Below are 12,387 nucleotides of genomic sequence, written 5' to 3' on the forward strand. Positions count from 1 at the left end.
ACACTGATGAGCGTGCGGAGCGAGGGAGCAGGGGGCACCGCTTCGTCAAATCAGCCATCTGATGAGACGGCGGAGTTGTCTGCTAGCCGAAGCAGCACTCACGTATCGCTGCGCTCAAGCCGCGCGTCGACCGCGCGTATCACCAACCAATACATTGGGGGGGAAACAGTACTGACGCGGGCGGGTGAAGGGTACATAGCGATGACGACGACACTTGATGCACTCTGTGTGCCACGCGATTGGGTTTTTGATCCATCAGTTCATGACACGGTCCATGACATCGACGAACTTGATCAGCTTGATCCAGAACGCTTCTTCGCAGAAAACTATGTCACGGAGGGGATGCGGCAACTCCTGAGTGAGGCCTTCAAGCGTCTCGAGGGACAGACCGAGAACGCGTCTGGCATCTTCCTGCTCTCGCAGTCCATGGGTGGCGGCAAGACGCACAACCTGCTGGCGCTTGGGCTCCTTGCCAAGTATCCGAAGTGGCGCGAGCCAGTCATGGGGTCCTTCTACAAACCAGGGCCACTCGGATCGGTCCGGGTCGTTGCCTTCAGCGGACGAAAGACGAATACCCCCTACGGTATCTGGGGCGAAATCGCCGAACAACTCAACCGACGGGAGGTGTTTCGCGACTTCTACAGCCCGCTTCGCGCGCCTGGAGTGGAAAACTGGGTAGAACTCTTGCGAGGTGATCCTGTTCTGATCCTGCTCGATGAATTGCCACCCTATTTCCAGGCTGCGCGGGCAATCCAGGTAGGGCAAACGACCCTTGACCAGCTCACCACCGTGGCGCTCGCGAATCTGTTGGTCGCGGTCGCCAGTGGAAAACTCCCAAGGGTCTGCGTCGTCCTGACTGACCTCCGTGCCCAGGCCTACGAAGCCGGGAGTACGGCGATCTCCGAGGCTCTCCGCAATCTCGAGCTCGAAGCGAATCGCACCGCAACGCGGATCGATCCGGTTCGTTTGAACACGGCAGAGTTGTACGCGATTCTCCGGCAGCGCCTCTTCAAACACCTCCCTGGGGAAGCAGAGATCGCCAAGGTTGCTGACGCGTACGCTCAGGCGCTCGAGCAGGCGCGGGTGCTCGACCTGAGCGCGCTCTCGCCACAGGCAGTACGGAGCGAGTTGCTGTCTTCGTACCCGTTCCATCCCGCGATCCGCGATCTCTTCGCCCGCTTTCGCGAGAACCCTGGGTTCCAGCAAACACGCGCCCTGATCCGGATGATGCGGATCGTCGTCGCGCAATTGTGGTCGACCGGCGCCGCGCGGCACAAGTTCCTGGTCGGCGCTCACGATGTCGACCTCAGCCGCTCAGACATGATTAGCGAGATCCGACAGATCAATGGAGCCCTTGAGAACGCCATCGCCCACGACATCGTCGACGAGCGGGGTGGCGCGGTTGCCCAACAGATCGACGCAGAACTCGGTGGGAGCGGTGCCCGTGATGCGGCGACGTTGATTTTCCTCTCCTCATTGTCGCTGGCTGTCAATCCAGTCCTCGGGTTAGATCGGTCTGAAATCTTCGGCTATCTGGCCGAACCAGGCCGGGAACTCACGCAGGTGCGTGAGGCGCTGGATCATCTTCAGCAGTACGCCTGGTATCTCCACACGACAACCGCCGGGAAACTGCTCTTCAAGAATGTCGAGAACCTCAACGCCAAGCTCGAAAGCTATGCGAGCGGGCTGCGCGACGAGCGCGAACTTGAGCTTCGGGAGCGCCTCCGCGGCATGTTCACGCCGAATCTTCAAACCTGCTATCAGGTTGTCGAGCCGTTACCAGCGCTCGATCAGGTTCAGCTGAGCCCAGATCGGGTGACGCTCATCATCTTCCGTCCGTTGTCAACGGCGCTGGCCGAGGTTCAACGCTGGTGGGAAAACCAGCAATACAAGAACCGGGTCCTCTTCCTCACCGGTACTTCCGCCGGTTATGAGCGCGTGATCGAACGCGCTGCCTATCTCCGGGCTATCCGGCAGATCATGGAGGAGTTCAAGCAGCAGAATGTCCCGGAGACCGATCCACAGTTCATCGAGGCGCGCAAGATCGCCGAGCGAGAAGAGAGCGCGTTCTACCTCGCCTGCCGCGAAACGTTCCAAAACCTCTACTACCCCTACCGCACTGGGCTCGTCCCAGTCGACCTCGACCCGCGGTACGTGGCAAATCACTACAATGGAGAACGGCAGATCATCGAAGCGCTCAAGGCGGTCGAAAAATTCCGTGAGGATACTGATCCGAACTCCGTCGGGTTCCGGCAGTTACTCGAGAGCCGTCTCTGGCCGGAGGGCCAGAAGGAAGTGCTCTGGTCGGAGATCAAACGGCGAGCAGCAGCTGACCCAGGCTGGGTGCTCCATCACCCGCGGGCACTCGACCATCTCAAGGATGCGCTTGTCCAGCGAGACATCTGGCGCGATATCGGCGGCGGGTACATCCAGCGTGGACCATTCCCCAAGCCGAAAACTGCAGTACAGATCCAACGTGTCTCCCGCGATGACAACTCCGGCGAAGTCACGCTCCGTGTCAAACCGCTGCATGGCGATACGGTCTATTACAGTTTCAATGGCCCACCGACCACCCAGGCCACGAAGCTCGAGGGCAGTCAGTTGACGACCTGCGCTTTGCGCGTCTGGTTCCTCGCGGTCGACTCGAAGGGAGAACACGAGACTGGTGAGCCCACGTGCTGGACGAACGACCTGGAGGTCAAGTATCGCTTCTACCAGCAGGGTGAGCAGCGGATGTGCGAACTTCGCGCGATCCCCGAGGGGGAGATTCGGTACACGCTCGATGGTTCCAGCCCCGATCGCTATGGAATCCACTATGACGGACCGTTCCCCGTCCCAGCTGATACCTGGGTGATCCTGGCGCAAGCGACGGCCGATGAGCTGAGTTCGCAGGTACTCCAGATTAACGTTCCTATAGGTCCGAACACACCCTCTGTTGATCGGCACAAGGCAGCGCGTTGGGAGCGTCGTCAGCGGCTGGACGATACGGGAGCAACGTATCGCTTCCTCGAGTTGGTCGAGCGACACGGAGCTCGCTTGTGCGGGGTCATGGCAATAGTCGCCCGGGAACAACGCTGGGTCCAGCTCACGGCTGACTCTCAGACTGAGTTCACCGCTGCCCAGCTACGGGATGCCCTCGAAATGCTGCGCCAGTACCTCCCGAACGGGCTTATCACCCTCGATGTCGAAGCAATCTGGACCGAAACGGGACAACAACTGCTCGATCTTGTGGCCGACCTACGGACCGAACTCAAGCCGGAGGAGGTCAAGCAGTGACGCGCCAGCGAGCGGTCTACGACTTCGGCTTCGATCCGAGTCATGGTGGCCACCACTTCGAGCTGAACGACGATGGCCAGCTCGTGACCCTCGTCGAATGGTTTGCCTGGAACGGCACGGAACCAGGGGACGACGAGAAACTGCTCCCGGCCCCGGAGCCCAAGGTGCACCTGGATCGCTATCGCTGGTTGCGTATTGCTGCGGCTGCGGCCGACGAGTTCAATGCTCGGCTCCGGCGAGCGAGACTGCGCCCGGCAAACTGGAAGACACGGACGCTCCTCGCACCGCACTTCGGCAAAGAACTCGCCCTCTTGATGTGGGCGGTCGAAGACCTCGACCCGTCGCTTATCCCCAATGTCATCGCGAACTGGCGTGGCTTCGCCCCGGAAGAACGCTGGTGGCTCTACACGACGATCAACGCGACAGCCGGACACCCGGAACATGGGAAAGACCGCGGCTGGCGCAAGGCGATCCGGATCGCACTCGCCGAGAATCCGACCGAGGGGACGCCGTCCTCGGCCCTCCGCGAGCTGGCACCGTTGCTCGAGGCTCAGGAGCGCCGGCGTCGCCGGGAACAGCGGCGTCCCGAACAACCGCGGCTTCCGCTCGGGGAATAGCAAAGGAGAGGGGAGGGGACGATGCAGGCAGGGGATGCCCCAAGATACGTCGCGCAACTGGCAATGGGCGCAGCACGAGCGAGGAGCGATGCGCCTGCCTTCATCGAGGTGCAGTTCCCGGTCAGCAAGCTGTCCAAGGAATGCTATAAGGAGCGCAAGGCCGGATCCGGGCAGACTCTCTCGCCGCTCGGCAAGTGGTGGGGGCGCAAGCCGCTCGTCCTGGTGCGGGCCATCCTCCTTGGGCTCCTCATGCCGGCCACTGACGACCCGGTAGCTGACCGCGAGGTGTTCCTCGCCGCGATGACCATGGACGACGATGGGATGCTCCGCCGGTTCACCGGGCAGGTTAGCCCCGCCGACCTCTATCCGTTCTGCACTCCCCGCGAGCGTAGCGAGTACTTCGTGACCGAAAACGGCAAGCCCGCCTGGCGTCCAGGCCTTTCGGCGGCCGACCGGGAGCACCTCAAGCGACGGGCTTTCCTCCGCATGGGCTACGACAACCGCCTGCGCTTCTGCCTCCGGCCAGAGGAGATCGCTGGGCCGAGCGACGCGGCCTGGGAGCGGATCAATGCGCACCTCGGCACGAACGCCCGGAACCTCCCCGAACTCGTCCGCCAGCTGGGCGAGCGACGCTTCGGGCAGGTGCCCCGGGTGGGGGACGCCTTCTGCGGCGGCGGGAGCATCCCGTTCGAGGCCGCCCGGCTCGGCTGCGAGGTCTACGCCTCGGACTTGAACCCGGTCGCCGTGCTGCTCACCTGGGGGGCGCTGGCGCTCACCGGCGGCGGGCCGGACGTCGTCCAGCGCGTCTCAGCGGCCCAGCGGCGCGTCTTCGAGGACGTGCGGCGCCAGGTCGAGGCGTGGGGGATCGAGCGCAACGAAGAAGGCTGGATCGCCGATGCCTACCTGTACTGCCACGAAGTGCGCGATCCCCTGACTGGCTGGTGGGTACCACTCGCGCCGACCTGGGTGATCTCGAAGAAGAAGCGCGTGGTCGCGAAGCTCGTGCCTGACCCCACAACCAAGCGGTTCACGATCGAGATCCACGAGGGGGTGAGCGAGGCCGCACTCCGGCAAGCCGAGGAGGACGGGACCTGGGCCAACGGCGTCCGCTGCCCGGTCGACCGCGACGGCACCTGGCTGCCGCCAGCCCAGCGGCAGGTGACCAGCGCCGAGCAGCTCCGCGGACGGACGGGCCTGCGGCGCTGGGAGAACGAGGATCTCGTGCCCCGGCCGGACGACGTCTTCCAGGAGCGGCTCTACTGCATCCGCTGGGTCGATCCCACGACGGGCGAGCGCCACTACCGGGCGCCGACGGCAGCCGACCTCGCACGCGAGCGACAGGTGCTGGCGTTGCTGCAGGAGCGCTTCGCTGCCTGGCAGGCGCAGGGCTACCTGCCGAGCCAGCGGATCGAATCGGGCGACAAGACCGAAGAGCCAATTCGTACGCGCGGCTGGACGCACTGGCACCACCTGTTCAACCCGCGGCAGCTTTTGCTCCACGGCCTGCTGGCCGAGCGGGCGGCCAAGGAGTTCGGCGTGGAGGCCGCCGCGCTGCTCCTCATGCTCGGCCGGGTAGCGAACTGGAACAGCCGGCTGAGCGTGTGGGATAGGAGTCGCGAGACGATTCAACAAACTTTTCTTAACCAGGCGCTCAACACCCTGGTCGACTATGCCTGTCGCTCAGTCAGTGGGCTCGAGACCACCTTCTGCGCCGAACTCGCTGCTGCGCCGGTCGCTGGCCCCTACCACCTGCAGCCAGCCGATGCACGCAACGTGGACAGGGAGGCCGACATCTGGATCACCGACCCCGGATACGGCGACAACGTCAACTACCACGAGCTCTCCGAGTTCTTCCTGGCCTGGTACGAGAAGCGGCTGCCCGTGCTCTTTCCGGGCTGGTACGCCGATAGCAAGCGGGCGCTCGCGGTCAAGGGCGAGGGGGAAACGTTCCGCCTGGCGCTGGCCGAGTGCTACCAGAACCTGGCCCGTCGCATGCCGGACGACGGCTACCAGGTCGTCCTGTTCGTCCACCAGGATCCGGAGATGTGGGTCGATTTGACCCTCGTCCTCTGGGCGGCCGGGCTTCGGGTCACGGCAGCCTGGACGGTGCTCACCGAGACGTCAAGCGGGATCCGTGCCGGGAACTACGTACAGGGGACGGTCGTCCTCGTCCTGCGCAAGCGTCAGGGCGACCGCCGTGGCGAACTCGTCGACCTTTATCCAGAGATCCGGGCTGAGGTGGAGCGGCAACTCGAGACGATGCTCGCGCTCGACCCGAAGGACGACCCCAACTTCGGCGACGCAGACTACCAGCTGGCGGCCTATGCGGCTGCGCTGCGTGTCCTGACAAGCTACAGCGCGATCGGTGATATCGACGTCGAGCGCGAACTCCGCCGCCCACGGCCGAAGGGCGAGCGCACTCCCATCGGCCAGGTCATTGAGCAGGCCGTGCGGATCGCGACCGACTACCTGGTGCCGGAGGGGCTGGAGCGCGCGGTCTGGCGGCAACTTGGGCCGGAGGAGCGGCTCTACCTCAAGGGGATTGAAGTCGAAGCCCACGAGGAGACGCGCGAGGGAGTCTACCAGGAATTTGCACGTACCTATGGCGCACGCGACTACCGCATGCTCCTGGCCAGCCGCGCGGCCAACCGCACGCGGCTCAAGACGCCCTCGGAGTTCGGTGCGCGTGACCTGCGTCCACTCGGGCAAGAAGGGTTCGGGGGCACGCTCCTCCGTCACGTCCTGTTCGCGATCTACCGTGCAGCGAGTGACCCCGAGGGTGACCCGCGCCCAGCGCGCCAGTACCTCCGGCAGGAACTTGCTGACTATTGGGGCGCGCGACAGACCGTGCTCGCGCTGCTACGGTATCTGAGTACCAAACCGGCCGGCTTGCCACACTGGCAGTCCGATGTGCACGCCGCGCAACGAGTGAAGGCTGTGGTGGAAGCGGATACCCTCTAACGGAGGTTGCAGGTGCTGCTGCGCTATTCCTCTCGCCTGGCACCGCTGCGCGCCTTTCTCACCGAGGCGCTGGAAGGTGCACTGGCATACGATCGGATCGCCGGTTTCTTCAGCTCCTCGATCCTCGAGGTAGCCGGGGAGCCACTGGAGCGGATGGCACCTGGTGCGCAGGTGCGTGTCATCGCCAACTCCGCCCTGCAGCCGCTCGATGTGGAGACGGCGCGGGCGGCGAAGGCCGCGATGTACGCCGAGTGGTGTCAGACACTCCCGGAGTACCTTCCACCCCGGTTGAAGGAGCGGCTGCGTCGCCTCTACACGTTCCTTGCAAGTGGCCAACTCCAGGTACGTGTCTTACCCGATGCATATTTCGGCCTCATCCATGGAAAGGCCGGCGTGATCACGCGAGCCGATGGCTCACGGATTGCATTTCTGGGAAGCGTCAACGAGTCACGGGAAGCATGGGAAGTTAACTACGAACTCCTCTGGGCTGATGATTCGGAAGACGGCGTCCGTTGGACAAGCGAGGAGTTCGAAGCGCTCTGGTACCACTCTGGCGCCATCAATCTGGCCGATGCGGTGGTACGGGATATCGAGCGGCTCTCGCGTCGGATCGTCGTGCCAAGTATCGCCGAGTGGCGTGAGACGTACCAGGCGGAGCCGGCCGCTGCGGCAGTGGAGCTTCCAGTAGCCCGGCAGGGAACGGGCTTGTGGGCCCACCAGAAATCCTTTGTCAAGCTCGCGTTTGACCTGCACCGCCATCGTGGTGCTCGACTCATCCTTGCAGACGAGGTCGGCCTGGGTAAGACGGTCCAACTCGGGCTCGCTGCGAAGTTAATGGTGCTGTGGGGTGGCGGGAATGTCCTCGTGCTTGTCCCAAAACCGTTGGTCGGGCAGTGGCAGGACGAGCTGTGGGATTTGCTCGCGTTGCCCTCGGCGGTATGGACAGGCCGCACCTGGATTGATGAGAACGGCGTTGAGTATCCCGCGAACGGGGTGGACGGGCTGCAGCATTGCCCGCGGAAGGTGGGAATCGTCTCGGCCGGACTCATCACGCAGTCTGACGAAGCAGCTGAGGTGTTGGCTAACCTTCACTACGAGTGTGTGATCGTCGACGAAGCACACCGGGCGGGACGCCGCAACCGCGGTGCATCGCACCGGAACGAGAAGGCCGATCCGAACAACTTACTTCGCTTCCTCCAACGTGTGGCCGAGCGGACGCGCAGTCTGCTCCTCGCGACGGCGACACCAGTGCAACTGGATCCGATCGAAGCGTGGGATCTACTGGAGGCGCTCAATCGCGGCAATGAGACTGTCCTTGGAAGCCGGTACAGTCGATGGCTAACCCGCCCGCGCGAGGGGCTGAACTACGTGCTCAACTGGGCGAAACCACCGGAGAATCTACGAGAACTGTGGGAGTGGGTTCGTGACCCACTGCCACCGGCAAGCGAGGCACCAGCATTCGAGATTCTTCGCCGGTCGCTCAATATGAACGAGACTGAGAGTTGGGCACCACCCGAGGCGTTCGATCGCCTCTCCCAACCAGCACGGCGGCATTTGGAATGGATCAGCCGCGAGTTCTTCCAAAACTACAATCCTTTTCTCCGGCATATTGTCCGACGGACACGTGAGTATTTGGAGCAGACCATCGACCCAGAAACGGGGGAGCCATATCTCACGCCGGTACGGGTACGCTTATTCGGTGAAGGCGAGCATGATGCGCTCTTGCTCCCACCGCTTCTCCAAGATGCCTACAACACTGCTGAAGAATTTTGTCAAGAAGTGGCATCGCGTCCTGGGTTCAATTCGGGCTTTCTCAAAACACTTCTCCTGCGCCGCGTCGGGAGCACGATTGAGGCGGGACGGCTGACAGCACAGCGCCTGCTTGAAGGGAGGGAGCAATCGGAAGAGGACGAGGAAGATGAACGCCCATCGTCCCTTCACCCGCTCACGCAGCGAGAACGGGAGCTGCTCGAACGATTTCTCCAGTTGCTCGAAGCGGCGCGAGCAGCAGATCCCAAATTGCAAGCGGTCACGGACATTCTCTGCCACGGTGTAGACGATACCGAACCTTGGCGCCAGTATGGCTGCATCGTTTTCAGCCAGTATTACGACTCAGCCCATTGGATTGCTCAGCACCTCTCCCAGTATCTCCCTGAAGAAGAGATTGGCCTCTACGCTGGAGCAAACAAGTCGAAGCTTTTTCAAGGGGGGAATGCGACACACGTTGGCCGGGATGTGCTGAAGGAGCGTGTGCAACGAGGTGAATTGCGTATTCTCGTCGGGACCGATGCTGCTTCCGAGGGACTTAACCTGCAGCGTCTTGGCGCCCTCATTAACGTTGACCTCCCGTGGAATCCGACGCGGCTTGAACAGCGCAAGGGACGCATTCAACGCATCGGGCAACCACGGCCAATAGTATTCATCTATAACCTGCGTTACCAGGGATCGGTCGAAGATCGGGTGCATCGTCTGTTATCAGCACGGCTCCAAGCAATTCATGCTCTCTTCGGACAACTTCCCGATACGCTCGAAGACGTGTGGATTGCGCTCGCTCTACGCCAAGAAGAACGGGCCCGACAAATCATCGATGCAACCCCTTTGCAGCACCCCTTCGAACTACGCTATCACCGGGTTACCCCAGTGGACTGGGAGTCGTGCGCTGCCGTACTGGAAAAGACAAGTCAGCTGGAGTTTCTGCGGCAAGGATGGAAGTAAAGATAACATGGCGGTGTCCTGTTGATAGCACGCTAACAAAGGAGGCGGCATTTTCTGGTCAAAGAGTTCCCCTGCGTGAGGTCTCCTCTCGTGGTCGAGCATCTGCCGGTCAGCGAACTACCTGCGACATGGGAGTGTCTAGCGCAAGCACGCAACACGGCAAAGGTAATCGCCGTTATCCTCGATCAGTTGCGCATGGCGAGCACCACGCGTAAGCACTGGTATCTATAAGGAAACCCTTGACGGATTCCCCCGCTTTCGTGCCTCGCTAAACGCAAGAGACCAGGCTGTCTACCGCGCGATTCTGCATGGAGATCACGTCGGTGCACCGTCATCAACATCTCGTTAGCGCAAGCCACGCGCGTTTGATCAGCGTGTCGCACGCTCGATCTGCCAATAGCTCTCACTGAACTCGAACCGGAATTGGTGGATCGATGGACAAGCAGTCGGGAACAGGTTAGCACCCGTGCCCTACCCTCTGAAGCGGCAGTAGCATTAACCGGTTGGAGGACACGTACAGCTGAGTGCAACCAAATCGATGGGAGTTGAGCTTCGTCCCGCTATCCCCGATACTTACTCGTGACGACAAAGGGGGAACACATGACAGCACGGCTGACGCACGAAAACGAGATCCACGAGTTGACCCCTGAGGAGGCCCGGGAACTCTTCGAACGCGAGGCGCAACGGCGCCTGCACATGAGTGGTGATGAGTTCAAGCGGCGCTGGCAAGCCGGTGAACTTGACCCGGAAGACCCCAATGTCCGGATGGTCGCGCTGGTGCTGCCGCTCGCGCACTAGCACACGATGGCCGGCAAGACCCGCCGTGAAGCGATCGCTGCCTACCTCGAGCCGCTCAAGGAAACCCTGGCGTGTGTTTGCCCCCAGCGCTACCGGCACGTTGCCTATCACGGGCCTGATCCAGCCGGTCTCTCCGTGCTCGTTGTGCATCGCCTTGAGCCGGTGCCGCTGCGCCGGCAAGACGGGTCGCGCCTGTGGTTTGAGGTCAGGCAACTGTTCCGCGTCGTCGAGACGGAAAGATTGCGCGGCCCGTACACCGTGGCAACGGCCGCCTACCTCTACCAGATCTCCTACGACGACGGACGAGAACTCCTTGCATTCCACTGGCATCCCCATGGTCAAGGGAAGAGAACGACGCCGCACGTGCATATCGGGCCGGCGGTGGAGCAAGTAGCGGAACGTGTCCGTGAACTCCACATCCCCACGGGATACGTCTCGCTTGAAGCAGTCGTCCGGTTTCTGATCGATGGGCTCAGCGTCGCTCCCCAGCGCTTTGACTGGAGCGAGGTGCTTGCACGGAACGAGGCACGACACAACCAGTAGCGCACGTGAGAGCGCGAGTGTCCATGGGGATCACGCGCGTTCGCCAGCCAATGCCGCTGCAGCCGCGCCCCGCGAACGGCGATACGCCCACGACATCGGAGCGTGCACCACCCCACCGACCGCGTTTCCTGGCCATGCAAGCGGCTCGAGTCCGTCGCGAGCGGTTCCTGGCAGCACAACCCGGCTTGCGGGAAACATTTCCCGATTTTTGAACAGAACCATTCTGGGGTGGGGCGGCGGGTCTCAGGCTGCCCACCGCGACGATTTCATCCCCCCATCGTGCATGGGAACCGTTCCCTTTTCCAGGGCCGTCATCACGGTCAGGGTCACGGGAAGCGCGTGCCCATGATGACGGGTTGGCCCGCAGTCTTTCCCACTCGTTGAACACGCGCAGTTACCCCTCACGTTGTATGGCATCATTCCCCCTTCCCCAGGACCAACAGTGGTCACCGTGGGGGCAGCGTGCTTTTTCTTTTTTCTTCGTTGGAAAAAACATGAACGATACCGCTCGGTGGTGCCGTGCACGGCGCGCAATGAGCAGCGCTTTTTTTAAAGCCGGAAAAATAGCATGCACCTGCAACTGAAAAGCCGCAGGTCCATGCACCAAGGGTGCGCATGGGCCTCAGACGCCCCCGCTCCCTGCAAGGCCGCAACGATTTCATCCCAATCCGACGGCCGCCAGACACGAACGATGATGCCAGGTACTTGTTGGAGCACGGCAAGCCAGGCCTCTTGCGCCGGCGAAAGCTTGCCACGTTCAGTCTTGAGTTCGGTCAGGATCAACGGCCGGCCTGGCTTGGCGAGCACCAAATCTGGGAAGCCCGCTGGCGAGCGCACCGAAATCCAGGTATGATAGACCTGCCAGCCGAGCAACCGACGCATGGAGGGAACCTCATCAAAACCTCGACGAAACCTCGACGCTTCTGGGTGGGGTGTGCCGCCGCCACAGCTCCCGCGGCGTCGTCTCCCGGGCACCCGGGTCGAGCCAGCGCCGCCGGCCGTGCCAGTCATAACAACTGATGGGCCCGAACGAAGCCGAGCCGGAAGCGGAGCACCCGGCGGATGCGCAAGACGGCATCACGATCACCGACATCCGCAACGTAGATCCTGAGTTCGTAGCGCCGGCCGCCGGCGATCGGCTTCAGGCGGGCAGCTGGGCCAAGGTCACCGGCACGCACGGCCGCGCTCACCTTGTCCCAGACACGGCCGGCATACGATGGCCGCAGGATCGAACGCCAGAAGCCGGCCTGCTGGGGATTGAGCCGCTCGACGCCGGGAGCGTAGCACCACTCGCTCGGTGTTCTTGTCCGGGTTGTCATCATCCGTCAGCCTCCTTTCTGTTCGCTCAACCATCCGCGTCGGCGCGCCTCGTCCGGTGAGGCGATGACGCTTTCAGGCGTCATCGTGCCCGATGGCCAAACCACCAGCTGACCCTGTCTGGCCAGCCACTCCAGTACAGGCTGCAGCGTCGCAAACG

General features: G+C 62.5%; 8 protein-coding genes. 6 read left to right on the plus strand and 2 right to left on the minus strand.

Annotated features, from left to right (window positions below; translation table 11 throughout):
• The first annotated feature begins 201 nt into the window (after window positions 1-201).
• The 6 genes from N675_RS09860 to N675_RS09885 all read left to right on the plus strand — a co-directional run bounded on the left by N675_RS09860 (window position 202) and on the right by N675_RS09885 (window position 10,910).
• Complete coding sequence (locus N675_RS09860; RefSeq protein ID WP_038039187.1) at window positions 202-3,276, plus strand: DUF499 domain-containing protein; 3,075 nt, start codon at window positions 202-204, stop codon at window positions 3,274-3,276.
• Window positions 3,273-3,893, plus strand: coding sequence for a DUF3780 domain-containing protein (locus N675_RS09865; protein ID WP_038039188.1), 621 nt, complete (start codon window positions 3,273-3,275; stop codon window positions 3,891-3,893). The genes N675_RS09860 and N675_RS09865 overlap by 4 nt, the downstream gene beginning before the upstream one ends.
• A gap of 21 nt (window positions 3,894-3,914) precedes the next feature.
• The gene (locus tag N675_RS09870) at window positions 3,915-6,854 is read left to right on the plus strand and encodes an anti-phage-associated DUF1156 domain-containing protein (RefSeq protein WP_081886999.1); all 2,940 of its coding nucleotides are present in this window, start codon (window positions 3,915-3,917) and stop codon (window positions 6,852-6,854) included.
• A gap of 12 nt (window positions 6,855-6,866) precedes the next feature.
• Window positions 6,867-9,569, plus strand: a complete 2,703-nt coding sequence (locus N675_RS09875) for a phospholipase D-like domain-containing anti-phage protein (RefSeq protein ID WP_038039189.1) — start codon at window positions 6,867-6,869, stop codon at window positions 9,567-9,569.
• A gap of 600 nt (window positions 9,570-10,169) precedes the next feature.
• A complete protein-coding gene (locus N675_RS09880) occupies window positions 10,170-10,367 on the plus strand; it encodes a hypothetical protein (protein ID WP_038038046.1) in 198 nt (65 codons plus the stop codon).
• 6 nt (window positions 10,368-10,373) lie between these two features.
• Window positions 10,374-10,910, plus strand: coding sequence for a hypothetical protein (locus N675_RS09885; protein WP_038039191.1), 537 nt, complete (start codon window positions 10,374-10,376; stop codon window positions 10,908-10,910).
• A 549-nt stretch (window positions 10,911-11,459) separates the two neighbouring features.
• On the opposite strand, the gene N675_RS09890 is transcribed toward N675_RS09885, so the two are convergent.
• Together N675_RS09890 and N675_RS09895 are read right to left on the minus strand one after the other, a co-directional pair.
• Window positions 11,460-11,792 carry a VRR-NUC domain-containing protein gene (locus N675_RS09890; protein WP_051914002.1) on the minus strand — a complete coding sequence of 111 codons (333 nt, stop codon included), beginning with the start codon at window positions 11,790-11,792 and terminating at the stop codon, window positions 11,460-11,462.
• 125 nt (window positions 11,793-11,917) lie between these two features.
• Window positions 11,918-12,232, minus strand: a complete 315-nt coding sequence (locus N675_RS09895; RefSeq protein WP_038039192.1) for a putative phosphothreonine lyase domain-containing protein — start codon at window positions 12,230-12,232, stop codon at window positions 11,918-11,920.
• Window positions 12,233-12,387: the final 155 nt, after the last annotated feature.

The sequence above is a fragment of the Thermorudis peleae genome, from assembly GCF_000744775.1.
GTDB lineage: Bacteria > Chloroflexota > Chloroflexia > Thermomicrobiales > Thermomicrobiaceae > Thermorudis > Thermorudis peleae.

Excerpts from the sequence above, each read along its gene's own strand:
- N675_RS09860 (WP_038039187.1), top strand. The coding sequence starts at position 202 with ATGACGACGACACTTGATGCACTCTGTGTGCCACGCGATTGGGTTTTT.
- N675_RS09870 (WP_081886999.1), top strand. The coding sequence starts at position 3,915 with ATGCAGGCAGGGGATGCCCCAAGATACGTCGCGCAACTGGCAATGGGC.
- N675_RS09880 (WP_038038046.1), top strand. The coding sequence starts at position 10,170 with ATGACAGCACGGCTGACGCACGAAAACGAGATCCACGAGTTGACCCCT.
- N675_RS09885 (WP_038039191.1), top strand. The coding sequence starts at position 10,374 with ATGGCCGGCAAGACCCGCCGTGAAGCGATCGCTGCCTACCTCGAGCCG.
- N675_RS09890 (WP_051914002.1), bottom strand. The coding sequence starts at position 11,792 with ATGCGTCGGTTGCTCGGCTGGCAGGTCTATCATACCTGGATTTCGGTG.
- N675_RS09895 (WP_038039192.1), bottom strand. The coding sequence starts at position 12,232 with ATGATGACAACCCGGACAAGAACACCGAGCGAGTGGTGCTACGCTCCC.